Genomic DNA, 25335 nt, shown 5'->3' with positions numbered 1-25335 from the left:
CTTAGGCAGGAACTCCAGCGGCGACCCGCACCAGGCGGACAACTCCTCGTTCGGCCAGCCCTTGAGCCACTTGGAATCCCATACGGCGGGTGTCCGGCTCATTCAGAACTCTGGGCATCCGTCGCAGCAGAAGTTCCGGTTTGAACCCCGGCAATGACTGCAACACCTGAATCAATTCTCGTACTGGCTCCAGTTGCATCAGTGGATCCGAGAGCCCTGGAGGCGTCTGGGCGATGGCGGAGGGTTGCAGTCGTTTGGGTAGACGTCGACCCAGGCGCTGCATCGTGGACCACCCCAGAGCGTCCAGTCTCTCCACGGCGGCGGTCACCAATTGATCCCGAAGCAGTCCCGCCTTGGGAGAGAACAGGAAGTCGAGCAGTTGGTCGAGTAGCGCTTCCAGGTCCAGTTGGGCCTGACTTGCAGCGCTAGACACAAGATTTTCCAGACGGGTCCAGCGGAAGGCATCTCCGTCGAACAGCATCTCCTTGAGGCTCTGACGTAATTGGGGATCCGGGTCTTCCATCAGCCGACGCGCGAAGTAGGGATACGCCGCACCGAGAATCTTGAAGTTCGGATCCACACTCAGAGCGATGCCCTCGAGGGTGACCAGTGACCGAATGATTAGGGCGTAATAGGGCGGTACCCGGAACGGGAATTTGTACATCACACCGGACATGTCATCGGTGACCGCTTTGAAATCCATGCGGTTGACGCCGGCTTCCAACGCTTGGCTGAAGACCTTCTCAAAGGCCGGAACAATCGGTTCCAGGTTCACGTCTTCCGCCAGGAAACCAAGGGTGACGAAGTCTTTGGAGAGCTTCCCGAAGTTCCGGTTCACCAGATGAACAACCGCTTGAATCAAACCCGTGCGTGACTCGCGGCTGACCTCGCTCATCATCCCGAAGTCGAGATAACAGAGGCGTCCATCCTCGAGGGCCAGGAGATTGCCGGGGTGGGGGTCGGCATGGAAGAAGCCATGCTCCAGCAACTGTTGAAGGCTGCAATTCACGCCCACCTCCACCATGTCGTCTGGATCGACGCCGAGTTCCCGAACGGCATCCAGATTGGTGAGTTTGACGCCGTCGATCCATTCCATCGTCAGCACGCGGCGACTGGTGGCGCTGCGGTAGATCGTCGGAACAGCGATTCGAGGGTTGTGCTGATGCAGCTCAGCGAAGGTCTCAGCGTTCGAGGCCTCGTTGAGATAGTCCATTTCTTCGAACACCCGTCGCCCCAGTTCGTCGATCAAGGCGACGAGGTCGCTGCGGATCAGTCCGATGTTGCTGTTCAGCCAGGCTGCGATGTTGCGCACGATGTACAGATCCAGGGTGATCTGTTCGCGCAGGCCGGGGCGCTGCACTTTCACCGCAACCCTGGCGCCACCCTTGAGGGTTCCCTTGTGCACCTGTCCCAGGGAGGCGGCGGAAATCGGATCCCGGTCAAGCTGCTCGAAAATGTCATCCACCGGTGCCCCCAGGTCGTCCTCGATGCAGGCCATGGCCAGGCCGCTGTCGAAGCCAGGCAGTTGGTCCTGCAACTGGGCCAGTTCCTCCAGCAGCAGCGGCGGGACGATGTCCGGTCGGGTGGAGAGTGCTTGGCCGGCTTTGATGAAGGCGGGGCCGAGATCCACCAGCAGTTCTGCGCACTCGCGGGCTCGATCCCGGGCCCGTTGCTCGTCTTTCAGTAACTGGAAGATCCAGTCGAAGACGACACCCAGTAGCAACAAGCCGATGGGCACCAGGGTTTGCCAGAGCCGTCGGATCAGCCGCTGGGGATGGCCTGCATAAATCCGCGTGATGGCGGCGGGGTCGTACTCGAGCAACCCCGCGGCTTCGATGAAATCCCCGAGCTCTTGCGCCATCAATAAAAGGGATGTGCGACCCCCCTTCTAAACGACCCAGGCCGCCGCTACGGTCGGCATCACCACAGGGCTGGATGTGCTCACCGGTCTGCTGCTGCAGAACATCGCTCTGATCGAGAGTCTTGAACTGGAGTTCAGCTCCGGCTTCACGGTGCTCACCGGTGAAACCGGCGCAGGCAAGTCGATTCTTCTTGATGCCCTCGATGCGGTTCTTGGGGGAGCCCAGGGTGCCAGTGGTATTCGTCTGCTTCGCGCTGGGGTTGATCGAGCCAGGATTGAGGCTGCATTTCAACTCAGCCCATCCCTTGAACAGTGGCTGGTTGCGGCGGAGTTTGACCCTGAAGAGGAGCTCCTGATTAGCCGTGAGTGGAAACGGCAAGACGGTGATCGCTTTTCCAGTCGCTGCCGTCTGAACGGCAGCACGGTGAACCGTCAGCAGTTGCTTGAGCTCAGACCACTGCTGATTGATCTCACCGTTCAAGGCCAGACCCAGTTGTTGTCACGCGCTGGGCAACAACGTCTTTGGTTGGACTGTCTCGGTGGCTCCCAGCTGGCGGCGATTAAACAGCAAGTGGCTGATGCCTGGAGCAAATGGCGCCTGGCTGCTGATGCTCTGATGGCCCTCGAGCAGGAGCAGCAACGTTCCGAACAGGAGCGGGCTGAACAGGAGGAGCAGCTGGAGCAGCTGCAGGCTGCCGATCTGGAAGACCCCGACGAACAGCAGCGGCTTGAACAGGACCAGGACCGCCTTGTTCATGGCGTGAGGCTGTTGGAGGGGCTGGCCGTGCTGTTTGGGCGTCTCCGCGATGGCGCGGATCAGGGGCCTTCTTTGCAGGATCATTTCGCGATGTGCATCCAGGAGCTGCAGGCCATGGCCCAGTTGGATGGTTCGCTTGAGTCCCTGCGGGATCAGGCTCTGGATCTTGAGGCTGGTGTGGATGCTTTGCTGCGTTCCCTCGATCAGTACGGTCTTGCACTTGAGAGCGATCCAGACCATCTCGAGCGGATCCAAGACCGACTGTCGGTTTTAAAACGCCTACAGCGCCGCTATGGCCTTGATCTGGCCGGTTTGATTCAGCGTCGAGATGACCTGTTTCATCGTCTGGGTGCTGAGGGATTCGCGGCGGATCTCGTTCGCCTGCACCAGGACGAGAACGACCGACGCCAGACGCGTGATCAGGCCAATGCGGCACTGCATCGCGAGCGTTCCAAGGCGGCGGAGGCTCTGGAGGCCTCGTTGCTGGACTTGTTGCCTCCCATGGGGCTGGCCAACGTGCGTTTCAAGGTGGATCTCACCCCCTGTGATCCCGCTGAGCATGGTGCGGATGCTGTGCAGTTCCTGTTTTCTGCCAATCCCGGCCAGCCGATGGCACCGTTGACGGAGGTGGCGTCTGGGGGTGAGATGTCCCGTTTTCTGCTGGCCCTCAAGACCACCCTTGCCGCTGTGGATGGGTCCAGCACGCTGCTGTTCGATGAGATTGATGCCGGCGTCAGTGGACGCGTCAGTGGAGCGATGGCGAATCTCCTTCAGACTCTGGCCCGTCAGCGTCAGGTGTTTTGCGTCACCCACCAACCGCTTGTGGCAGCGGTTGCTGATCATCATTTCCGGGTCAGCAAGCATGTTGAGGATGGCGTGACCCATTCGCGAGTGTCCCGACTGCGGGACACCCAGGAACGTCGCCAGGAGCTGGCTGATCTCGCTGGTGGCGATCAGGCCGATGCCTATGCAGCCAGCCTGCTGGACCAGCGAACAGCTTGAAGGCTTCGGTTCTTCCTAAGCTTTTGGGCCTTCCAACGGGTCCTGATGGCGCGAGCTGCTGCCAAGATCACTGACTCAGCTGACCCGCTGGCGAATCAGGATGACGTGATTCGGGTGAGGGGTGCTCGACAGCACAACCTCAAGAACGTCGACGTCACGATTCCCCGCAACAAGTTGGTGGTCTTCACCGGGGTGAGTGGCAGCGGTAAGAGCTCGCTGGCGTTCGACACGATCTTTGCGGAAGGGCAGCGCCGCTATGTCGAAAGTCTGTCGGCTTACGCCCGGCAGTTCCTAGGCCAGGTGGACAAGCCCGATGTCGATGCCATCGAAGGGTTGTCCCCCGCGATCTCCATTGATCAGAAATCCACCAGTCACAACCCGCGCTCCACGGTGGGCACCGTTACGGAGATTCAGGACTACCTCCGTTTGCTGTTCGGCCGGGCTGGCGAACCCCATTGCCCCAAATGCGGTCGCTCGATTAAGCCGCAGAGCATCGACGAGATGGTCGATCAGATTCTTTTGTTGCCGGAGGGAACCCGGTATCAATTGCTGGCGCCGGTGGTGCGTGGCAAAAAGGGCACCCACACAAAGCTGATCAGTGGCCTGGCGGCTGAGGGTTTTGCTCGGGTGCGCATCAACGGTGAGGTGCGCGAACTGGCCGACAACATTGAACTCGACAAGAACCACAGCCACAACATTGAGGTGGTGGTCGATCGCCTTGTGTCCCGTGAGGGAGTGCAGGAACGGCTGACCGATTCGTTGCGCACGGCTCTCAAACGTGGCGATGGTTTGGCGCTTGTGGAGGTGGTGCCCAAGAAAGGTGAGGAGCTTCCTGACGGCGTTGAACGGGAGCGGCTTTACTCCGAGAACTTCGCCTGCCCCGTTCACGGCGCTGTGATGGAGGAACTATCGCCGCGACTGTTTTCGTTCAACAGCCCTTATGGCGCCTGTGAGGCTTGCCATGGCATCGGGCATTTGCGCAAATTCACAGTGGACCGGGTGATTCCGGATCCCAGTCAGCCCGTTTATTCCGCCGTTGCCCCTTGGGCAGAGAAAGACAACAGTTATTACTTTTCACTGTTGTTCTCGGTTGGTGAAGCCTTCGGCTTTGAGATCAAGACCCCATGGAATGAGCTCACGGATGACCAGCGGGATGTGCTGCTCAACGGAAGCCGTGAACCGATTCTGATTCAGGCCGATAGCCGGTATCGCAAGGGCAAAGGGGGATACACCCGCCCTTTCGAAGGCATTCTTCCGATTCTTGAGCGGCAGCTTCGCGATGCCAGCGGTGAAGCCCAACGGCAGAAGTTGGAGAAGTATCTCGAGCTCGTACCTTGCGAAGCCTGTGGCGGTCAGCGGCTCCGACCGGAAGCCCTGGCTGTGACGGTCGGCCCGTATCGGATTCCAGAACTCACTGCTGTCAGCGTCGGTCAGACCCTGGAACGGATCGAAAAATTGATGGGCGTTGGTGCCTATGAGGGTTCAGAGCCTTTATTGAGTCCCCGTCAGATTCAGATCGGTGATCTGGTGCTCAGGGAAATCCGCCTGCGCTTGAAGTTTCTGCTGGATGTCGGTCTGGATTACCTCAGCTTGGATCGTCCGGCGATGACGCTCTCCGGCGGTGAGGCCCAGCGCATTCGGTTGGCCACTCAGATCGGCGCTGGTCTCACAGGGGTGCTTTACGTGCTCGATGAGCCGAGCATCGGCCTGCACCAGCGGGACAACGATCGTCTCCTGAACACTCTCGTGAGGCTCAGGGATCTTGGAAACACCCTGGTGGTGGTGGAACACGATGAAGACACCATCCGTGCTGCAGATCACGTGGTGGATATTGGTCCCGGTGCCGGTGTTCATGGTGGCCACATCGTTGCCGAGGGAAGTTTTGATGACTTGGTTGCGAGCAGCGAATCCCTCACCGGTGCCTATCTGAGCGGCCGCCGTTCCATTCCCACGCCGGCCGAACGCCGCCAGAGCGGTTCACGTTCCCTCAAGCTGATCGATTGCAATCGCAACAACCTCAAGAACGTTTCGGTTGAGTTTCCACTGGGACGGCTGGTGTCCGTCACCGGTGTAAGCGGCAGCGGCAAGAGCACCCTGGTGAATGAGCTTTTGCATCCGGCTCTGGAAAACGGCCTGGGTTTCAAAGTGCCCTTCCCGCAGGGTGTGGGGGAGCTGCGGGGCCTGAAGTCGATCGACAAGGTGATCGTGATCGATCAGAGCCCGATTGGACGGACGCCCCGATCCAATCCGGCCACCTATACCGGTGCTTTTGATCCGATCCGGCAGGTGTTCGCTGCCACGGTGGAGGCGAAGGCCCGTGGTTACCAGGTGGGGCAATTCAGTTTCAACGTGAAGGGCGGCCGCTGTGAGGCCTGCCGCGGTCAGGGCGTGAATGTGATTGAAATGAACTTCCTGCCGGACGTCTACGTTCAGTGCGATGTCTGTAAGGGCGCTCGGTTCAACCGCGAAACCCTGCAGGTCAAATACAAGGGTTACACCATTGCTGATGTGCTCCAGATGACGGTGGAGCAGGCCGCTGAGGTGTTCGATGCAATTCCTCAGGCTGCAGATCGGTTACGCACGCTGGTGGATGTGGGCTTGGGCTACGTCAAACTTGGCCAGCCGGCGCCAACTCTTTCGGGGGGTGAAGCCCAGCGGGTGAAGTTGGCGACGGAATTGTCACGGCGGGCCACCGGCAAGACCCTCTATCTGATCGATGAGCCCACGACCGGCCTCAGCTTTTATGACGTGCACAAGCTGATGGACGTGATGCAGCGATTGGTGGACAAGGGCAATTCAATCATCTGCATTGAGCACAATCTCGATGTGATTCGTTGCAGTGACTGGGTCATCGATCTCGGCCCTGAAGGTGGTGATCGTGGAGGCGAGATCTTGGTCACGGGGACTCCAGAGGAGGTTGCCCAGCACCCCACCAGTCACACAGGCCGTTATCTCAGCCGGGTTTTGGAGCAGCATCCCCCTGAACTTCCCGTTCCCCTGGCAGCTTGATGGCTCGACTTCGGACACACCTGGCCGCCCTGGGTGTTGGCATCTCGCTGGCCTTGGCAGGGGGTCCCGCTTCAGCATTGGAGCGGCTGGTGTTGCGACTGCCGTTCCTGGAAACGGAGATCACGATCAACTTCGATGACGGTGAGTCCGCTGAACAATTGATCCAGTCCAGTCCGGATCTGCAGGATCTGGAACTGGCCAGTGGTGGCAAGTTGTTGCCGCTGTTGCGCCAGGTGTTCCTCACGCCACTGCCCTTGGAAACCAAGGCGTTGCTGGCGGGATCGACCGGTCAGCCGCTTCTGGAGCAGGCCCTCCATGCGGCGACGCAGGTGGTGGCTCTTGAAGGAGTTGAGCCGGATGTGAGCGGGCGGATGCTGACCGAGGCCCTGATTCGTGCTGAACGCCGGGGGCAACCCAACATCCTTGGTTTTTTGCGGGAGTTGCCTGGAGAACAGGCATCGATCGATCTGTCGCGTCTCGCTGAGGTGGCCAATCGGCTTAAAACCAATCTTGAGGAGGGGGTTGCTTTGGCCCGTTCCGTTGAGCCCGCATCAGTGACGGCTGCTCTGCGGGGGCCACTGCGGCCCAGTTGGTCCCGTGAGGTTGTTCAGGTGCCTGTGCCCCATCGGCCGAAACCCCTGCGGGTTCTGATGCTTCAGCCTGCAGCGCCTGGGAATGGTCGCTTGGTCTTGATTTCCCACGGGCTCTGGGACGATCCGGAATCCTTTGAAGGTTGGGGTGAGGTGCTGGCTGCCCATGGCTACACCGTGCTGCTGCCAGACCACCCCGGCAGCGATCTCAATCAGCAGAAGGCGATGCTCGCTGGTGATGCGCCGCCGCCGGGTCCTGAAGAATTGCGTCTTCGGCCCCTTGATGTGTCCGCTTTGTTGGATGCCATCAGTGCACGCCGTCTTCTGGCAGACGCCAACTTGAATACCGATGCCGTAGCGGTGGTGGGTCATTCCTGGGGAGCCACCACCACGCTCCAATTGGCCGGTGGTGTTCCTATTGATTACAGACTCAAAGCCCGTTGCAACGACCTCAAGGATCCGGAGCGAAACATCAGCTGGGTGCTCCAATGCAGTTGGCTGTCGGGGGTTAACCAAGCCGCTGTTGCCGATCCAAGGGTCAAGGCTGTTGTGGCCGTCAGCCCGCCCTTGCGTTTGTTGTTCGACGGCAGCCGCTTGGAGAGCCTTCCAGCCAAGTTGCTGCTGATCAGCGGTACCCGCGATTGGGTGGTGCCTTCGGGTCCGGAAGCCATCGCTCCGATGCGTGAGAGCAAGGCCGTGCAGTTCGGTCACCGTTTGGTGTTGGTGCAGGGTGCTGACCACTTCAGCCTCCGCAGTTTTCGTGGTGAAGCGTCTCCGGCACGCGTTGGGCCGGCCATCCTTGGCTGGATCAACGAGCAGCTTGAGGTGGATGGCGCGATCACCTTCTCCAGGGGTGGTTGGGGTGACGAACAGGGCAGCCTGGTCGATGTGAGCGACCGCCTCTGACATTGCCGGGTTGTTACATACAGCAGTCGGCATGAGTGCAGTTTCTTGAGCTCAGATCACCTGCGAGAGAATGAGAGTCGGCTTTTTTTAGCTGTTTGATTTGCGTGCCTTCTAAGGTTTTTTTCATTTTTTAGCTCTTCTTCCGCCTCTAAAGAAAAACCAACGGCACTGAATCTGTGTTCCGTTGTTGTTTGTGAGGTGAGCGAATGGGGATCCGGTTGTTGCATCTGCATCTTCACGGTCTGTTTCGTTCTCATGAGCTCGAACTCGGACGGGATGCTGATACCGGTGGCCAGACGCTCTATGTCCTCGAGCTTGCGCGCAGCCTGGCGCAGCGGGCCGAGGTTGAGCAGGTTGATGTGGTGACGCGGTTGATTCAGGACCGTCGTTTTGATCTCGACTACAGCAAACGGGAGGAGGTCATTTGTCCGGGTGCCCGCATCCTGCGTTTCCCATTCGGACCGAAGCGGTATCTGCGGAAGGAGCTCCTTTGGCCCCATCTCGAGGAGCTGGCTGATCAACTGGTGGAACATCTGAGCCAGCCTGGCCACAGGGTGGACTGGATTCATGCCCACTACGCCGATGCCGGCTTGGTGGGTGCTCTGGTCAGTCAGCGGCTGGGCATTCCGCTGGTGTTCACCGGGCACTCTCTCGGCCGGGAGAAACAGCGTCGCCTCCTCGCCGGTGGTCTTGATCGCTCTCAGATTGAGCAGACCTATGCCATTAGCCGTCGCATCGATGCCGAAGAGCGCGCTCTGGCGCAAGCCGATCTGGTGATCACCAGCACCCGTCAGGAAGCTGATCAGCAGTACTCGCGTTACGGCCACTTTCAGGCGGCTCAGGCGGAGGTGGTCCCCCCCGGGGTCGATGCCACACGGTTCCATCCCCACGGCTCGTCGCAGGAATGCTCTGCTGTGGAAAGCCTGTTGCAGCCTTTCCTGAGGGAGCCAGATCGCGCACCCCTGCTCGCGATTTCCCGTGCGGTTCGTCGCAAGAACATTCCTGCGCTTGTGGAGGCCTATGGCCAGTCACCGGTGCTGCGGCAGCGTCACAACCTCGTGCTTGTGCTGGGATGTCGGGATGACCCGCGTCAGCTCGAGAAGCAGCAGCGCGATGTGCTTCAGCAGGTGTTCGATCTGGTGGATCGCTTTGACCTCTATGGCCAGGTGGCATATCCCAAACAACACAGTCGTGCCCAGATTCCCGCCCTGTATCGCTGGGCTGCCCGTCGTGGCGGGTTGTTTGTGAATCCGGCTTTGACGGAACCCTTCGGACTCACCCTGCTGGAGGCCGCGGCCTGTGGTTTGCCGATGGTGGCGACCGACGATGGGGGGCCACGGGATATCCAACACCGTTGCGACAACGGTCTTTTGGCAGACGTCACCGATCCTGGGGCACTTCAGGAAGCCCTGGAACTCGCCGGCAGTGATGGACCCCGTTGGCGACGTTGGAGTGACAACGGGGTGGAGGCGATCAGTCGCCACTTCAGTTGGGATGCCCATGTGTGCCAATACCTCGCCCTGATGCAGCAAAGGATTCGTTCGTCACCTGTTCGAGCGTTGTCGGTGGTGCGGCGGCCCAGTCCTGTCTCCAGGCTCCTGGCGCTGGATCTTGACAGCAGTTTGGAGTTACCGGAGGAAAGCTCCCTTGCTCATCTGCGCGATCGGCTTCAAGCCGAACCCTTTTCCGCCTCGACAGGGTTGGTCATCCTTACGGGTCGCTCCCTGGCTCAGGCACGTCAGCGCTACCACGAGTTGCACCTTCCCGATCCCAAGGCCTGGATCTGCCGGGCTGGAACAGAGATCCACCATGGTTTGGATCGTGCAGCGGACCCCGTTTGGGCGCAGCGGATCAGTGAGGCCTGGGATCGCGATGCTGTTCTTGCAGCGATGGGTCACCTGCAGGAACACATCCGGCTTCAGGACCTTGATCATCAAAGTCGTTTCAAGGTCAGCTACTTGTTGCGTGCCTCCAACCGTGGGTTGATCGGATTGGCCCGTCAGTGCTTGCGGCGCCATGCTTTGCAGGCTGAACCCCAGCTCCGCTGTCACTGGTTTTTGGATGTTCTGCCGCAGCGGGCCTCCCGCAGCGAGGCCATTCGCTTCCTTGCTCAGTCTTGGGGGCTCCCCCTGGAGCGGGTTCTGGTGGTTGCCAGTCAGCAAGGGGATGGAGAGTTGCTGGATGGCTTACCCGCCACGGTCGTGCCTGCGGATCACGATCCTTGTTTGTTGGGTCAAAGGATCCAGCAGCGGGTGTACGTGTCGAAACGCCCCAGTGTTGGAGCCGTGCTGGATGGCTTAACCCACTACCGGTTTTCAGGCAGCCGTTGATCCCGGGATCACGGTTATACAGGCGGCTGCCCTGTCGGCCTTTGCTTGTGCTTCCTTCCGATCTCCTCCCCTTGCCAGTGCCACACCCATCCGCCGACCAGGGCGGGCCGTGGGCTTGCCGAACAGAAGCAATTGGGTGTCAGCTTCCGTCAGCGCTTGTTCGACCCCTTCAAAAGCGACCGAGTGCATATTCGTTTGGGCCAAGATCACACGGCTGGCAGCGGCATCAGCTGCGGTGATCTCGGGGATCGGCAGGCCAAGAACGGCACGCAGGTGCAGTTCGAATTCGCTCAGGTTTTGGCTGATCAATGTGACCAGGCCGGTGTCGTGGGGGCGGGGAGAGAGTTCCGAAAAGATCACCTCATCACCACAGAGGAAAAATTCCACACCGAAGAGACCTGCACCGCCGAGGTTGTCGGTCACCGTCCTGGCCATGGCCTGGGCCTGATTCAGTTGCTGTTCCGTCAGTTGGGCGGGCTGCCAGCTGCACTGATAGTCCCCTCCTTCCTGTTCGTGGCCGATCGGTGCACAGAAGAGGGTTTCGCCGTTGCGCTGGCGAATGGTGAGCAGGGTGATTTCCAGATCGAAGCTGAGAAATTCCTCAACAATCACTTGGTCTGAGGTGCCGCGGGCGCCGGCCATGGCGATATCCCAGGCTTGCTTCAAGTCATCAGGGCCTTTCACCACGCTCTGCCCTTTGCCCGAGGAACTCATCACCGGTTTCACCACGACGGGCCAGCCCAGAGGTTTCGCTACCTCTGTGAGTTCCTCAGCATTGGAGGCATAGGCGAATCGGGCCGTGCGGAGACCGAGTTCGCCGGCTGCCAGGTCGCGGATGCGGTCTCGGTTCATGGTGACGGCCGTCGCACGGGCCGTTGGAATCACGGTGATTCCCTCCTGTTCCAGTTCCGCTAACGCATGAACTGCGAGCGCTTCGATCTCCGGGATCACCACGTCGGGCTGGTGGCGCCTGACCACTTCGAGCAAGGCATCGGCATCGGTCATCGGCAGCACTTCCGCCATGTCAGCCACTTGCATTGCTGGAGCACCTGCATAGCGATCACAGGCGATCACCCGGCAGCCAAGTCGTTGGGCAGCGATGGCCACTTCTTTGCCCAGTTCCCCACTGCCCAGCAGCATCACGGTGCGAGGAAACGACGGCATGGTGATCTTTGAATGGCTGGCCGCATCATCAATCAACGCAAGTCCTGAGACTTTCCGCAGCCTGGGAGTGCAGGGCTCGATGTGCTGCTACGTCAAGGATGAGTTCTTGATGGAGTCCAGTGCTTCGGGCGACATTGTTGGCGGTTCTCGCTGGGGGATGTCTTCAGCTCGGGGCGGCAAGAGCCAGGCCTGCTGATCCCATTCCACCGGTTGCTCCCTGGCTGAGTGATGCAGAGGCGCTGGCTTTGCTGCCGGTGTCAAGACCCGCTACAGCCATCTGAGTGTTGGTGCTCCCGCTGGTTCCTATAACCGTGGCCAGATCATTGGTCTTTGCGGTAACACGGGTCGCTGGTCGACCGGACCTCACCTTCACTTTGAAGCGGAACCGCTGCATTTCCTCGACGCGCTTGAAAGTCCCAGTGCTGAGCAGCTGAAATCGATGGAACAGACGCCTCAGTGGCGTCAGCGTTCGGTGGAGGCGAGCCGCTGAGGGCTCAGTTCGAATCGGCGTTGTTGCTCTGACGACGCACTTCTCCGATCAACCACACGCCCATGAATCCAAGCGACGACACACCGAAATAGATCAGCACCCAACGCAGAACCCGATCGGGATCAGCCGCTGCGCTGGCGAGCAGCTCAGCGGTTTTGGCAAGCAGGTTTTCCATCAGTTTTGAAGATCGGGGATCAGCGTGAGTTGGCGGACCGGCGATTCTTCGCTGACGAATCCCCAGGCTTCAAACACCGTGGGATCGGGATGGGTGATGCGCTGTTCTGTTCCATGCCGTTCCAGCTGGAACCCTTCGCTGGACATGCGCCGCATCAAACTGGCTGACTCCTCAAAGCGGGCAGCCATCGCCTCGAGGCTCGAACAGTCAGCTGTGAGACCGGATTCACGCCAGGTGAAATAGGTCATCCTGCCTTGATGCCTCGAAAGCATGACTTTAAGGGATGTGAGCCGAAGAAAGCTTTCGTGCTGGATGTAGAAATCTCCTCAGTTCAGGATTTTTAGTTCACGCCTCCTTCCATTTGGCGGGCTATGTTGTGGTCATCTTCTAATCTTTAAAACGTCACTTGTTTCTGCTAGTTGACGATCACTCTTTCGAAAAAGATATTGATTTTTTGTGTTACGAATTCAAGTTTGGCTCATTGACGATTTGAACTGCTTCATCATTGAGATCGTTCCAAAAAGGATGTTTCCCAGGATTTGATCGAAGATCAACGCTTAGGGATGCATCACCAGCCCCAGAAGCACAAGACCTGCTGTGACCAGCCAGAACGCAGGCACCACGCTGCGCTCATCGGTGCCTCCTAGCTCAAAATGGTGATGGAGTGGCGCCATGCGGAACACGCGTCGGCCTTGTCCATCAGGCCCTTTCGTGGCCTTGAACACCCAAACCTGGATGATCACGGAGAGGGATTCAGCCACGAAGACGCCTCCCATCACCAGTAGTGGCCAAAGACTGTTGGACAACAGGGCGACACCACTCAGGGCTGCCCCCATCGCGAGGGATCCGGTATCGCCCATGAAGGCTCGAGCCGGGTTTCGGTTGTGCACAAGAAATCCCAGCCACGCCCCTGCCATGGTCATGCAAAATCCAGCTAGGGCGGGATCTCCACTGTCCCCTCGCAGCATTAGCTGAAGCGCCAGACCCGTAAACACCAGAGCTCCACAGCCGCTGGCCAGACCATCCAGGCCATCGGTGAGGTTGGTGGCATTGCTCTCCGCCAGAACAACAAACAGCCCCAAAGGCCAGATCAGGATCCCCAGCGGAAGTTCAAGGCCCAAAGGCAAGGCAATGCTGCTGCTGATCCAGCCCTGCCAGGCTGCGACGACCAGAAAGACAAGGGCCGCAAGGGCTTGCAGCAGCAATTTCCCTCGCGCTGTCAGACCTGTGTTCGTGTGTTTGGTGAGGCTGCTCCAGTCATCGACGCCGCCGATCAGCATGAATGCCAACGTCAGCGAAGCCAGGCTGAGCAGTTGTTGCGATGCCACGGGGTCCCGCGTGATCAGGCTGCCGAGAATGACTCCGACGGGAACCACGAGCAGACCCCCCATCGTTGGCGTTCCCGCTTTGCTCCGATGGGATTCCGGTCCCTCCTCGCGGATGAACTGCCCCATCTTCAAGCGACGCAGAAGCGGAATGCCTAAAGCTGCCGTAGCGGTTGCGCAGACCGTTGAAATCAACAGAGGCAGGCTCAGCTGCGCATTGGGGATCCATTTGTCGGCTGCAAAGCTGGTCGCCAAGACCACCAGCATGAGCAAGCTGGCACTAATCGAGCCGTTCTCCCACCAAGGACGATGGATCGAATCCGTGGATTGCAAAGCAGCACTGGACTGGTCGCTGGGACCCTAGATGAGTCGCTCATTGACGACCAGTCAGTGGTTGGGGGACATCAGTCCTCCCACTGCTCCTCATTTTGCTCGTCATCCTTGTTGTAATCCTCTTTCTCACCCATGAGCGCCGAGAGTTCTTCCTCTTCGACAGTGCTCACTTCGGGGGAACCGGATGCTTCGTCGGCAACGAGACGGCCGCTGGTTTCCAGCCAGGACAGGAGATCGGGCTCCTCTCGCAGGGGCAGCACGGGTGCTGGGTCACGGCGCCCGTAGCGGGTGAGGGACGGGTTGACGCTGTCCAGGGCGTTTAAATCAACCAGATCGCTCATGCAGGGACGGACACAGGCCAATCAACCAAGATAGACCACGTGGTGTTTTCGAGCTCCAGCTGAATAAACCTGCGCTTCTGGTTGTCTTGTGGGGTCTGGCTCTGATGATCAGTGCTGGCTTGCACTTGTGGGGTCTGCAGCGGCCTGAACCGTTGCAGACCTCCTGGATCCTTGCGCTGCTCCTGGTCTTTGCTCCGGCTGCGGTGTTGGGTGCATGGCTGCTTGTGACCTCACCTCAGGATGCGGCCGGCGAGACGAGAGAATCAGAGGAGTGTGATCAGGAGACCCATTGATGGGCCGCGCCAAGAAGGTGGTACTTGCCTATTCCGGGGGAGTGGATACCAGTGTCTGTATCCCGTACCTCAAGCAGGAATGGGGTGTGGAGGACGTGATCACATTTGCTGCAGATCTCGGCCAGGGCGATGAGCTGGAACCGATTCGTCAGAAAGCGCTCGATGCCGGTGCCAGTCAGTCGCTGGTGGGAGATCTGATCGAGCCGTTCATCAAGGATTTCGCTTTTCCGGCGATTCGTGCCAATGCCCTGTACGAAGGCCGTTACCCCCTCTCCACCGCTCTGGCCAGGCCTCTGATCGCCAAGCGCCTTGTCGAGGTGGCCCGGGAAGTGGGTGCTGATGCTGTCGCCCATGGCTGTACAGGCAAAGGCAACGACCAGGTGCGTTTTGATGTGGCCATCGCAGCGCTGGCGCCTGATCTCAAGGTCCTCACCCCCGCCCGTGAGTGGGGCATGAGCCGTGAGGAGACCATTGCTTACGGCGAACGCTTTGGGATGCCCGCCCCGGTGAGCAAGAAATCGCCCTACTCAATTGATCTGAATCTGCTTGGCCGCAGCATCGAGGCTGGACCTCTGGAAGATCCGATGGTGGCTCCGCCGGAAGAGGTCTTCGCGATGACCCGATCGGTGGAGGCTGCTCCCGATGCCTCAGAAGAGATCGAGATTGCTTTTGAAGCGGGCAATCCTGTTGCGATCAATGGGCAGCGTCTGGATCCCGTGGCGTTGATCCGTGAAGCCAACCGTTTGGCGGGAACCCACGGCATTGGTCGTCTCGACATGATCGAGAACCGTGTAGTGGGAATCAAATCCCGGGAGATCTATGAAACGCCTGGGCTGTTGCTTCTGATCCAGGCCCACCAGGAACTGGAAAGCTTGACCCTGGCCGCCGATGTTCTGCGTAGCAAGCGGCAATTGGAGATGCAGTGGGCTGACCTCGTTTACCAAGGTCTTTGGTATGGCCCCCTCAAGGATGCTCTTGACGGCTTCATGGATCGCACCCAGACCTACGTCAATGGTGTCGTTCGTCTCCGGCTCCACAAGGGAACAGCCACGGTCACCGGTCGCGGCTCAGCGGACAGCAGTCTTTACGTTCCCGAGATGGCGTCCTACGGCAGTGAGGATCAGTTCGATCACCGTGCTGCGGAGGGTTTCATTTACGTCTGGGGTCTGCCAACCCGGCTCTGGTCAGCATCCCACCGTCGTTCAGGCTGAACGCTGCTGCCTCTGCAGGAACTTGGGGAGCCTCAGGCCCGGAAAGCGCACGACGTTATCCGGTTCTGAGGTTCCAGGGAGAGCTGCCTGCTGGGGGCGCTCGATCTGTTCTTGATCAACCTGTTCAGCCAGTAGTTGATACCGCTCCATCAACGGCTCAAGTCGCTGTTGGAATCGACGCTCAAAAACGTCGGGCAGTTCTGCAAGAAGGTCTTCGTAAGCCTTGATCTCGGCTTCGAGCTCTGTGATTCTTTTCTTCAACAACCCAACAACCTCAACGTCGCCATGACGTTCGTTCCAAGCGGGTTCTGTTGAATGACGCTGATCAGGTTGTGAATCCATGGGCGGACGCTATCGCCCACCCATGGATTCACACAATGCTTATCAGTCAGCTGATGCAGCTGCAGCTGTAGCTGTTTCGGCTTGCTGTTGCTGAGCGGCTTCACTACCGGGCATCACCCGAGGTGCGGGAAGGGGACCTTCCTGCTTCACGGTCAGGTAGCGGATCACGTCCTCACTGAGGCGCATGGCCTTCTCGAGAACAGCAACGTGCTGGCCATCACCGTTATGGCTCAGCTGCACGTAGATGCCTTCCTTGTGCTTGGCAATCGGATAGGCCAGGCGGCGCTTGCCGCGCATCTGGTTGTCCAGCACATCAGCACCGGCTTCCACGAGCATGTCGCGGTACTTGGTGACATGGCTTTCGACCTCCTCTTCCGGAATGTCCGGACGGAGGATGTACATGGTTTCGTAGTACGGATCGTGCGTCATGGGCAGCTCCAACGGGGCTTCAGGCTCACCGGAGTGAGCGACGGATCCAACACCTTATCCCCTGGTGTGCCCCTCCACCTTCAGTAGAGCTGCATGCGCACGGCTTGGCTGATGCCTGGCAGATCCGGTTCACGCCCTCGCCAGCACTCCACAAGAGCGAACACCAAAATGGCCAGCACCGCGATCACGATCGTGCTGGACAGGGTGCTCAGCAGCAAGCTGCCTCCAGCAATCGGTTGGAGCAGGATTCCAAAGGCAAAGCTCAGAACAACGATCACGATGTCTGTGAGCAAGGCCTGCAGAGTGTTGAATCGCAGGAAGTAGGGAACGGCTGGATTCCGAACCACCGCCAGAAAAAGCACGAAGAACAGCAGCAGGCCACCAAAAGGCACCCCCCGATTCAGTTGGATCAGAGGCACTGCTGGAACGATCAGCAGTCTGAGCAAAGGGATCTGGTTAAACACACCGTCAGCCCCGAGGCCAAAGGGAATGGCGTCACTCCAGGGGAGCAGGTACACCAGCGGTGCGAGTAGCCGCTGCCAGAGGGGAATCTGCACGGTGGGGCTAGGACTTACTGCGACGTTAGGTCGCAAGAGCAGTCTCGGCGGCGCTTCGCATCGCCTCGATTGGAACGTCATGGCGTCCACTCCAAAGCCGCAGCGATGCAGCGCCCTGCTGCACCAGCATCTCGAGGCCATCGATGCATCGATGGCCGCGGCGTTGCCCGGCAGTGAGCCAGCTGGTGGGCCTTGGTGTGTAAATGAGGTCGTACAAAACCGCCTTTGGGCTCAGCCCTGACCAGAGTTCCGCACCCAGGGGCATTGCTTTGGGGTCACCGTGCTGTGCCATTCCCACCGGGGTCGTGTTCACCACGAGAGCTGCTTGGGCGACGGCTTCTTTGAGCTGAGGCGCGTTCTCGAGGCAGGCCGTTAAAGGGGCATTGTCTTGTTGCAGATCGGTGTTGAAGGCCTGCAAGGCTTCGCTTCGTCGTCCCACCACGGTGATTGTGTTCAGCTTCAGGCTTTGCAGGCCGGCGACCACCGCACGGGCCGATCCGCCGCAGCCGATCACCACGGCATCGCGTCCGGCCCAGTCTTCGTTGGCACCAAGTGGTGCCAGAAAGCCCTCCACGTCGGTGTTGGTGCCGTACCAGCCACCGTCGACCCCTGGGACCAGGGTGTTGACGGCACCAAGTCGCCGCGCCAGAGGGCTCAGCTCATCACAGAGTTCAGCGATGGCCTGCTTGTGCGGGATGGTGACGTTGAGGCCCTGGCAGCCAACGGCCCTGAGACCCTGCAACACCAAATCAAGGCTCTCGGTTTTGCAAGGAAGGGCCAGGTAGCGCCAGTTGAGCCCCATTGATTCGAGGGCTGCGTTGTGCATCACCGGCGAAAGCGAGTGGCGCACTGGATTGCCGAGCAGGCCCAAAAGGCTGGTGCCGCCGTTGATCATTGCCAGGGCCGGATCGCTCCACCAGCCTGCCTGTTCGGGAACCACACCTCGCCTGTCACCGGGTCTGATGTGGAGGATGAGCCCATTCAAATCACCATCTCAGGAGGTGGGCAACGATGGGAAAGGTTGTCGGCATTGACCTTGGCACCACGAACAGCTGTGTTTCCGTGATGGAGGGCGGCAAGCCCACCGTGATCGCAAACGCCGAGGGCTTCCGCACGACGCCCTCCGTGGTTGCTTACACCAAGAACCAGGATCAGTTGGTGGGTCAGATCGCCAAACGTCAGGCGGTGATGAACCCGGACAACACGTTTTATTCCGTCAAACGCTTCATTGGCCGTCGTGTCGATGAGGTGAACGAGGAATCGAAGGAGGTGAGCTACGGCGTTGAGAAGGCCGGCTCCAACGTGAAGGTGAAGTGCCCGGTTCTCGAAAAGCAATTCGCGCCTGAGGAGGTCTCAGCGCAGGTGTTGCGCAAGCTGTCTGAGGATGCCGGAAAGTATCTCGGTGAAACCGTCACCCAGGCGGTGATCACGGTTCCCGCCTACTTCAACGATTCCCAGCGCCAGGCCACCAAGGACGCCGGCAAGATCGCTGGCCTTGAGGTGCTGCGCATCATCAACGAGCCCACCGCTGCGGCTCTGGCCTATGGCCTCGACAAGAAGAGCAATGAGCGCATCTTGGTCTTCGACCTCGGCGGCGGCACCTTCGACGTTTCCGTTCTGGAAGTCGGCGACGGCGTGTTCGAGGTGCTCTCCACCGCCGGAGACACCCACCTCGGCGGTGACGATTTTGACAAGGTGATCGTGGATCACCTGGCCGAGACCTTCAAATCCAACGAAGGCATTGATCTTCGTCAGGACAAGCAGGCTTTGCAGCGTCTGACCGAGGCCGCTGAAAAGGCCAAGGTTGAGCTGTCCAATGCCACTCAGAGCGAGATCAACCTGCCGTTCATCACGGCAACGCCCGAGGGTCCGAAGCATCTAGATCTCACCTTGACCCGCGCCAAGTTCGAGGAACTGGCCTCCAAGCTGATTGATCGTTGTGCCATGCCCGTGGAGCAGGCGCTCAAGGACGCCAAGCTCTCTTCCGGTGAGCTGGACGAGATCGTGATGGTGGGTGGTTCCACCCGCATCCCGGCGGTGCTGGAACTGGTCAAGCGCATCACCGGTAAAGATCCCAACCAGACGGTGAACCCCGACGAGGTGGTGGCTGTTGGAGCTGCCATCCAGGGCGGTGTGCTGGCCGGAGAGGTGAAGGACATCCTTCTTCTCGACGTCACGCCCCTCTCTCTGGGTGTTGAGACCCTCGGCGGTGTGATGACCAAGATGATCACCCGCAACACCACGGTTCCCACCAAGAAGACAGAGACCTACTCCACGGCTGTGGATGGTCAGACCAACGTGGAGATTCACGTTCTCCAGGGCGAGCGCGAGATGGCATCCGACAACAAGTCGCTCGGAACCTTCCGTCTTGATGGCATTCCTCCGGCACCCCGTGGCGTGCCTCAGATCGAGGTGACCTTCGATATCGATGCCAACGGCATCCTCAGCGTCACCGCTAAGGACAAGGGCAGCGGCAAGGAGCAGTCCATCTCGATCACCGGTGCCTCGACCCTGTCGGATACCGAAGTCGACAAGATGGTGAAGGACGCTGAGGCCAATGCCAGCGCTGACAAGGAGAAGCGCGAGAAGATCGACCTCAAGAACCAGGCCGAAACCCTCGTTTATCAAGCTGAAAAGCAGATGGGCGAACTGGGCGACAAAGTCGATGCTGACGCCAAGGCGAAGCTGGAGGAGAAGCGCCTCAAGCTCAAGGAAGCCACCGAGAAAGACGACTACGACGCGATGAAGACCCTGCTGGAGGAATTGCAGCAGGAGCTCTACACCGTTGGTGCTTCCGTTTATCAGCAGGAGGGTGCTGCAGCGGGCGGCGGAGCTCCTGGTGCTGATGCCGGTGCTGGTGCCGGTGCTAACGCCGGTGGTGGTGACGCCAGCGACGACGTTATCGACGCGGAGTTCACTGAGACCAAGTGATCGGTTGATCCATCGACGCGTTAGGGCCCCGCGGGGCCCTTTTTTCATGGCTGCTCGAGTGCAGCGGCAACCCACTCCGCTGTGGCAGGTGCGAGCAGCACGCCATTGCGGTAATGCCCGCTGGCAAGAATCAGTCCAGGCTCCAGCTCCTCCAGCAGCGGTGCAGGACGATCCACGGGTCGGGCTCGCAGGCCGCTCCAGTGGCTCACCACGGTGGCAGTGCGCAGCCATGCAGGTGCCCGTTCATTCAGGCTGCGCATCAAGATCAGAGGGTCTGCCGAAGCGCAATCACCCGGTTCCACGGTGGCCCCAAGCAGCAAGCGCCCGGGTGATGTGGGAATCAGGTTGAAGCCCTGATCCACCAGCACTGAGGGCCAGTGGGTCCAGCTCGTTGGCCCCGTCGTTAGCTGGAGTGACAGAGCCTGGCCCAACACCGGCGTCATCGCTCGGGCGTGGCCCAGGGGTTCCAGCAGAGCATCCGTGGTCAGTGCTGTGGACAGCACAACGACGTCATGGATTGTGCTCTCACCGTCGGCTCGATGCACACTCCACCGGTGGTTGTTGCGCTCCAGGTGGACCACTGCTGTGGTGGTCTGCTCCACGCTCTGTTCCTTCAGAGCCTCTCGCAGAGCTTGCTGAAGCAGCAGCGGGTCGATTCGACCGTCTTGACGCGAGTGGAGCCCACCATGGCTGGCTGTTGGCCAGACCTTGTTCAGCGCTTCTTTGGAGACTATTTCCAGGCCCAGGTCGACGCGTTGGCTAGCAAGCCACTCCATCCGTTCAGCCGCTTGTTCGTCCTCGGCGATTTGCAATAAGCCCAGATGCAGCTTGAGCTCAGGCTGGTGCGTTTGCAGCGCTCTGATCCATTGCGGCCAGAGCTCCATGCTCCGGCGGCGCAGCCTCCAGCCCCGTCCGCTGCTGCGGCGAAACACATGACCCATCAGCACCCCAAGAGAGGCTGACGTGCCACTGAGATCGTTTGCCGATCCCTGGCGATGAACGGGGTCGTTCAGGCGAGGGTCGTAAACAGAAACATCGTGACCTCTCTTGGCCAGATGCCATGCGGTGCCGAGGCCGATGGCCCCAGCACCAATCACTCCAACGGAGCGGGTCAGCTGAAGGCCTCAGCAGGGATCAGATCGCTGTAGGCATCAAATCCTGCAGCAACGGCGCTGTAGGACTTCTGCAGGCGGCTGAAGTCCTGCAGGCGTGCCGCTTCATCCAGATCAGCCAGAGCTTCTTTCAAGGAGCGGGCCACCTTGGTGGCCTCCTTACGCTCGTTCTTGTCGAGGCGCTGATTGATGTAGAGCATTTCACGGCTCACTTCCTGCATGGGGCCATGCAGAAGGTTGCGGGTGAAGACCCAATCCTTTTCGCTCACCAGCCGGGCCAGATCAGGCAGACGGGATTTTGCGTCTTCAAATGCTGCGGCCTGGCGGCGGATCACCCCCAGATCATCAGGATTGATGCCGGCAGCATCGACAGCAGCCGGGGCCATCAGACCCATGCTCAACGCGACGCAGAGGCAGAACGCAGCCAGGCGTCTCAGAGCCTTCAGCATGGTGATCAAAAATTTTCTGTGACTTTAACCAGCCCCTCCTGCGCGGGAGAATTTGTTTTTCAAAGGTTGTTGTGAGTGACGCCACGGTCATCCTCCAGATGATCTGTCCCGACCGCCCGGGCTTGGTCAGCGAATTAGCGGGTTGGGTGGCAGCCAATGGCGGCAGCATTCGCCATGCCGATCACCACACCGACGCCGGAGCGGGGTTGTTTCTCAGCCGGATCGAATGGCAGCTCAAGGGTTTCGGCATTCCCCGGGATGCCCTGCCCGAGGCAGCTCAGGCCCTAGGAGAGCGGCTTGGTGGTGAGGCACAGCTCCACTTCTCAGACGCCTTTCCCCGCGTGGCGATCTTTGCCAGCAAGCAGAGCCATTGTTTGCAGGATCTGCTTTGGCGTGTCCAAAGCGGAGAGCTGCCGATGCAGGTTCCCTTGGTCATCGCCAATCATCCGGATTTGGAACCCCTGTGTGCGTCGTTCGAGATTCCTTTTATTTATGTGCCTGTCAGAAAGGATTCCAAGGCCGAAGCGGAGCACCAAATCTTGCAGCTGCTTGAGGAGAACGCCGTTGAACTTGCGGTGCTGGCCAAATACATGCAGGTTCTTAGTTCGGAGTTTCTCGAGCGATTTCCACAGGTCATCAACATTCACCATTCCTTCCTGCCAGCGTTCAAGGGCGCGCAGCCTTACCACCGGGCCTGGGACCGTGGGGTCAAGCTCATCGGCGCCTCAGCGCACTACGTCACTGAGGATCTGGATGATGGTCCGATCATTGAGCAAACCACGGTTCCCGTCAGCCACCGGGATGAGGTGGAGGATCTGATCCGCAAGGGCCGTGACACCGAACGCCTTGCTCTGGCGCGGGCCCTTCGCTTGCATCTGCGCCGTCAGGTGATGGTTTACCGAGGACGCACCGCCGTTTTTGCATGACGTCTCATCGCGGCGGTCAGGCGTTCCAGCTCGGCCTTTTTCTGCTTCCCTCCAGTGCTCTGCTCTCGGGCATCTGTCTCCTTGTGGCTTGTGTCAGCGGAAGTCGTGGCAGGGATTGTCCTGTTTGGCAGGACCGCTGGACGCAACCGTTTCTTGTCGCTTCCCTGTTGATGCTGGTGGGGTCCCTGGTGGCCGAAACAGGATCCCTTGCTTGGGCTGGGTTGGCCAATTGGTTGCCATTTTTCTGGGCTTTCTGGGCCTTTCGGCCCCATCTCGCCAGTGAACGGCAGCGCCGTCAGGCGGCTTGGATGTTGCTGGCCGGAACCTTGCCGGTGCTGCTGACCGGCCTGGGGCAAATGTTTCTGGGTTGGCAGGGCCCCTGGCAACTTGGAGGTGGTGCCATCATCTGGTTCGTTGCCCCCGGTGGCCAGCCGCAAGGGCGGCTTTCGGCCCTGTTTGATTACGCCAACATGGCGGGAGCCTGGCTCGGGGTGGTTTGGCCTTTGATGCTGGCGGCTGTGCTGCGACCGGATGGGTGGAGGCGGCGTGGTGCGGCTTTGTTGCTCACGCTTTCGACGGTTGTTGCTGTTTTGCTCACCCAGTCGCGCAATGCCATGGGAGCACTGGCCTTGGCGATTCCCTTCGTTCTGGGACCGATGCAGTGGTTCTGGTTGCTCCCCCTCCTGTTGTTGTTGGCCTCTCCGTTGTTCTTGGTGGTGCTGCCCGGTGTCCCCCCTGGATGGCGTCAACTGGGCATGGCTGTGGTGCCGGAGCCGATTCTCGATCGGCTTCTGGAGCGGGGAGGGCCCACCGCCTGGAAACACACCCGTCTGGGCCAGTGGGGGTATGCCTTGGAGTTGGTTGCGGCCCGTCCCTGGCTTGGCTGGGGGGCAGCCGCGTTCAGCGTGCTTTATCCGATCTATGCGGCCAAGCGATGGCATGGCCATTCCCACAATCTCCCGCTGGAGTTGGCGATCAGCCACGGCCTTCCGGTGATGCTGTTGATTGTCGGAACGGTGCTCCTGTTGCTGGTTGTGGCGCTGCGAAAGGGGATCCTGCAAAAAGCACCGATGGAACGGGCCTGGTGGACCGCCACGCTGGTGTTGGTGGCGATGCATGCCACCGACCTGCCGTTTTTCGACAGTCGCCTCAATATTCTCGGCTGGACGCTGTTGGCGGGTTTGGCTGCTTTTAACCAGGAGGTTGCGCAGACTCCTACTCCTGATCCAAGGCCTGATCGTGATGGTCCCGCAGCGTCGTCGGAGCTAGGGGGCCCCTGAGGTGGGTCCAGGGCAGGATCCGTGAGGCCTCCCATGGTTCGTGGATCACGGCACTCCATTGCGGCGGCGGCGGCAGGGCTGGCCCTGGCATCGGTTGGAGCTCACCGTTGAGAGCAGCCCGGTAGGTCTTTTTCCAGCCGCCCATGCTGTTGCGGTTTTCGCCAACGGCAGCGATCACCGGGGCCAGGCGACGGTCGCTGCGGGAGAGCAGGGCCTGAATCACGCTCCATCCATAGCTCTCCGGTCGGAACTCGATTCCCTTCGGTTTCAACCTTTTGGCCAGGCGTTTGAGGCGCTTCTCAGCTTCCGGTCTGACCCCTTGCCACTGGAAGGGGGTCTGGGCTTTGGGCACAAAGGTGCTCACCCCCAGGGTGAAGCGCAGTCCGGCTGTTCCTTTCTTGAGAGCCAGCAGGAGATCTGCCGTTGCTTCGACGTCGTCATCCGATTCCGTCGGCAATCCCACCATCCCGTAGAGCTTGAGACTCGAGAGGCCGCCTTGTTTGGCATGGCGGGCCGCCCCATGGATGGCCTCCGTGGTGAGTTTTTTGTTCACCACCTCGCGCATCCGTTCACTGCCGCTTTCGATGGCGATGGTCAGGGAGCGGCTGCCCCGTTTGGCCAGGATCCGACCCAAATCCGGGGTCACGGTGGCTGCTCTCACCGAGCTAACGCTGACGCGGGTGTCATCGAAACGGTCCTGATCCAGCCAGTGGAGGAGGTCGGCGAACTGGGGATGCTGGGTGACGGAAGCACCCAACAGGCCAAGGCGTTTGGTGGCTTCCAGGCCTTTTTCCACAGCTGGGATCAGACCGTCATCCAACGACGGCGTCCGGAACGGAAGGGTCAGGTAGCTGGCCAGACAGAATCTGCAAAGTTCAGGGCAACTGCGCACCACCTCCACCATGTGGATGTCGGGCCAAGCGGCCTCAGGGGTGACCACCGTTGAGTGACTGAGGGTGTTGCCTCGCCAGGTCTGCTTTTCGACAAGGGCTGGAACCGCTGGATCGATCGGTTCGATGCCGATCAGCTCGCCGTCTGGGTCGTATTGCGGGGCATACAGCGACGGCACGTATACCCCTGGAACCTGAGCCAGGTGTCGGAGTCGTTCCGCCCGCGATGCCTGCCGGCAGCTCTGCAGAGCGTCGATGAAGGCGGGCAGCAGAAGTTCGCCGTCTCCGAGCAGCACGGCATCAAAGAACGGTGCCAAGGGTTCGGGGTTGGCCGTGAGCACCGGTCCGCCGCCGAACACGATGGGGTCCTCATCTCCCCGCTCCAGGGCCCAGATCGGAATCCGCTGGTTTTGCAGTAGCTCCGGCAGCACAGGGCCGTCGAGTTCCCAGCTCAGGGAGAGCCCGAACAGATCGCAATGGCGGGGCAAGGGATCGTGCTGGTCCGTGAACAGTCGCCGAACATCCACATCACTGCGCTGCGCCAACGTGGCCCAGACGATCTGATAACCCAGGCTTGTGATCCCCACGGAATAGGAGCTGGGAAAGGCCAACACGGCCTGCAGGGCTCCGGG

General features: G+C 60.0%; 24 protein-coding genes. 11 read left to right on the top strand and 13 right to left on the bottom strand.

The window, feature by feature from the left end; genetic code table 11:
• Position 1: 1 nt before the first annotated feature.
• Entirely contained in the window at positions 2-1861 is a 1860-nt protein-coding gene (locus tag FZZ92_RS06130; RefSeq protein WP_226397556.1) for an AarF/ABC1/UbiB kinase family protein, read from the bottom strand.
• Between the two features lie 76 nt (positions 1862-1937).
• Here FZZ92_RS06130 and recN point away from each other — a divergent pair, with 76 nt between their 5' ends.
• The 4 genes from recN to FZZ92_RS06110 all read left to right on the top strand — a co-directional run bounded on the left by recN (position 1938) and on the right by FZZ92_RS06110 (position 10455).
• Entirely contained in the window at positions 1938-3620 is a 1683-nt protein-coding gene (gene recN, locus FZZ92_RS06125; protein WP_226422798.1) for a DNA repair protein RecN, read from the top strand.
• Positions 3621-3665: 45 nt separating this feature from the next.
• The gene (gene uvrA / locus FZZ92_RS06120; RefSeq protein ID WP_226397554.1) at positions 3666-6629 is read left to right on the top strand and encodes an excinuclease ABC subunit UvrA; all 2964 of its coding nucleotides are present in this window, start codon (positions 3666-3668) and stop codon (positions 6627-6629) included.
• Complete coding sequence (locus FZZ92_RS06115) at positions 6629-8125, top strand: alpha/beta fold hydrolase (protein ID WP_226422797.1); 1497 nt, start codon at positions 6629-6631, stop codon at positions 8123-8125. The genes uvrA and FZZ92_RS06115 overlap by 1 nt, the downstream gene beginning before the upstream one ends.
• A 206-nt stretch (positions 8126-8331) precedes the next feature.
• The gene (locus FZZ92_RS06110) at positions 8332-10455 is read left to right on the top strand and encodes an HAD family hydrolase (RefSeq protein WP_226422796.1); all 2124 of its coding nucleotides are present in this window, start codon (positions 8332-8334) and stop codon (positions 10453-10455) included.
• Here the strand turns inward: FZZ92_RS06110 and purT are convergent.
• Positions 10441-11619 (bottom strand): formate-dependent phosphoribosylglycinamide formyltransferase, encoded by a 1179-nt coding sequence (purT, locus tag FZZ92_RS06105; RefSeq protein ID WP_226422795.1) that lies wholly within the window; start codon positions 11617-11619, stop codon positions 10441-10443. The genes FZZ92_RS06110 and purT overlap by 15 nt on opposite strands.
• Here purT and FZZ92_RS06100 point away from each other — a divergent pair.
• Positions 11618-11815 carry a hypothetical protein gene (locus FZZ92_RS06100; protein WP_226397550.1) on the top strand — a complete coding sequence of 66 codons (198 nt, stop codon included), beginning with the start codon at positions 11618-11620 and terminating at the stop codon, positions 11813-11815. The genes purT and FZZ92_RS06100 overlap by 2 nt on opposite strands.
• Positions 11816-11896: 81 nt before the next feature.
• Positions 11897-12109, top strand: coding sequence for a M23 family metallopeptidase (locus FZZ92_RS13190; RefSeq protein WP_350223189.1), 213 nt, complete (start codon positions 11897-11899; stop codon positions 12107-12109).
• Between the two features lie 4 nt (positions 12110-12113).
• On the opposite strand, the gene FZZ92_RS06095 is transcribed toward FZZ92_RS13190, so the two are convergent.
• The 4 genes from FZZ92_RS06095 to FZZ92_RS06080 all read right to left on the bottom strand — a co-directional run bounded on the left by FZZ92_RS06095 (position 12114) and on the right by FZZ92_RS06080 (position 14283).
• Positions 12114-12284 (bottom strand): hypothetical protein, encoded by a 171-nt coding sequence (locus FZZ92_RS06095; RefSeq protein WP_170951220.1) that lies wholly within the window; start codon positions 12282-12284, stop codon positions 12114-12116.
• Positions 12284-12532 carry a hypothetical protein gene (locus FZZ92_RS06090; RefSeq protein WP_115094718.1) on the bottom strand — a complete coding sequence of 83 codons (249 nt, stop codon included), beginning with the start codon at positions 12530-12532 and terminating at the stop codon, positions 12284-12286. Before FZZ92_RS06090 ends, FZZ92_RS06095 begins: the two co-directional genes overlap by 1 nt.
• Before the next feature lie 309 nt (positions 12533-12841).
• A complete protein-coding gene (mraY, locus tag FZZ92_RS06085; RefSeq protein ID WP_226397577.1) occupies positions 12842-13876 on the bottom strand; it encodes a phospho-N-acetylmuramoyl-pentapeptide-transferase in 1035 nt (344 codons plus the stop codon).
• Positions 13877-14013: 137 nt separating this feature from the next.
• Positions 14014-14283: a DUF3134 domain-containing protein gene (locus FZZ92_RS06080; protein ID WP_226397549.1), complete on the bottom strand. Its 270-nt coding sequence runs from the start codon at positions 14281-14283 to the stop codon at positions 14014-14016.
• Between the two features lie 152 nt (positions 14284-14435).
• Here FZZ92_RS06080 and FZZ92_RS06075 point away from each other — a divergent pair, with 152 nt between their 5' ends.
• Together FZZ92_RS06075 and FZZ92_RS06070 are read left to right on the top strand one after the other, a co-directional pair.
• Positions 14436-14576: a hypothetical protein gene (locus tag FZZ92_RS06075; protein WP_226422794.1), complete on the top strand. Its 141-nt coding sequence runs from the start codon at positions 14436-14438 to the stop codon at positions 14574-14576.
• On the top strand, positions 14576-15787 hold the full coding sequence (locus FZZ92_RS06070; RefSeq protein WP_115024692.1) for an argininosuccinate synthase: 1212 nt from the start codon (positions 14576-14578) through the stop codon (positions 15785-15787). The genes FZZ92_RS06075 and FZZ92_RS06070 overlap by 1 nt, the downstream gene beginning before the upstream one ends.
• Here FZZ92_RS06070 and FZZ92_RS06065 read toward each other — a convergent pair.
• The 4 genes from FZZ92_RS06065 to FZZ92_RS06050 all read right to left on the bottom strand — a co-directional run bounded on the left by FZZ92_RS06065 (position 15779) and on the right by FZZ92_RS06050 (position 18010).
• On the bottom strand, positions 15779-16129 hold the full coding sequence (locus tag FZZ92_RS06065) for a hypothetical protein (RefSeq protein ID WP_226397547.1): 351 nt from the start codon (positions 16127-16129) through the stop codon (positions 15779-15781). The genes FZZ92_RS06070 and FZZ92_RS06065 overlap by 9 nt on opposite strands.
• Positions 16130-16171: 42 nt before the next feature.
• Complete coding sequence (gene rpsF, locus FZZ92_RS06060; protein ID WP_115025022.1) at positions 16172-16558, bottom strand: 30S ribosomal protein S6; 387 nt, start codon at positions 16556-16558, stop codon at positions 16172-16174.
• Between the two features lie 80 nt (positions 16559-16638).
• On the bottom strand, positions 16639-17115 hold the full coding sequence (locus FZZ92_RS06055; RefSeq protein ID WP_115024690.1) for a Tic20 family protein: 477 nt from the start codon (positions 17113-17115) through the stop codon (positions 16639-16641).
• A gap of 25 nt (positions 17116-17140) precedes the next feature.
• On the bottom strand, positions 17141-18010 hold the full coding sequence (locus tag FZZ92_RS06050; protein ID WP_226422875.1) for a shikimate dehydrogenase: 870 nt from the start codon (positions 18008-18010) through the stop codon (positions 17141-17143).
• A gap of 116 nt (positions 18011-18126) precedes the next feature.
• Here FZZ92_RS06050 and dnaK point away from each other — a divergent pair, with 116 nt between their 5' ends.
• The gene (dnaK, locus tag FZZ92_RS06045) at positions 18127-20046 is read left to right on the top strand and encodes a molecular chaperone DnaK (protein ID WP_226422793.1); all 1920 of its coding nucleotides are present in this window, start codon (positions 18127-18129) and stop codon (positions 20044-20046) included.
• 44 nt (positions 20047-20090) lie between these two features.
• Here the strand turns inward: dnaK and FZZ92_RS06040 are convergent, their stop codons facing one another.
• Together FZZ92_RS06040 and psbQ are read right to left on the bottom strand one after the other, a co-directional pair.
• Complete coding sequence (locus FZZ92_RS06040) at positions 20091-21143, bottom strand: FAD-dependent oxidoreductase (protein WP_226422792.1); 1053 nt, start codon at positions 21141-21143, stop codon at positions 20091-20093.
• Positions 21144-21157: 14 nt separating this feature from the next.
• Positions 21158-21607 carry a photosystem II protein PsbQ gene (psbQ, locus tag FZZ92_RS06035; RefSeq protein WP_226422791.1) on the bottom strand — a complete coding sequence of 150 codons (450 nt, stop codon included), beginning with the start codon at positions 21605-21607 and terminating at the stop codon, positions 21158-21160.
• A 71-nt stretch (positions 21608-21678) separates the two neighbouring features.
• Between psbQ and purU the strand changes: the two genes are divergently transcribed.
• Entirely contained in the window at positions 21679-22533 is an 855-nt protein-coding gene (gene purU / locus FZZ92_RS06030; RefSeq protein WP_226422790.1) for a formyltetrahydrofolate deformylase, read from the top strand.
• Entirely contained in the window at positions 22530-23813 is a 1284-nt protein-coding gene (locus FZZ92_RS06025; RefSeq protein ID WP_226422789.1) for an O-antigen ligase, read from the top strand. Before purU ends, FZZ92_RS06025 begins: the two co-directional genes overlap by 4 nt.
• Here the strand turns inward: FZZ92_RS06025 and FZZ92_RS06020 are convergent.
• Positions 23749-25317, bottom strand: a complete 1569-nt coding sequence (locus tag FZZ92_RS06020; protein ID WP_226422788.1) for a radical SAM protein — start codon at positions 25315-25317, stop codon at positions 23749-23751. The two genes, FZZ92_RS06025 and FZZ92_RS06020, sit on opposite strands and share 65 nt — an antisense overlap.
• Positions 25318-25335 lie beyond the last annotated feature (18 nt).

This window comes from Synechococcus sp. MU1611 (assembly GCF_020514255.1).
In the GTDB taxonomy this organism is placed as follows: domain Bacteria; phylum Cyanobacteriota; class Cyanobacteriia; order PCC-6307; family Cyanobiaceae; genus Parasynechococcus.
Note: the sequence above shows the minus strand (reverse complement) of the source record. Positions and strands in the feature narration are given on the sequence as shown.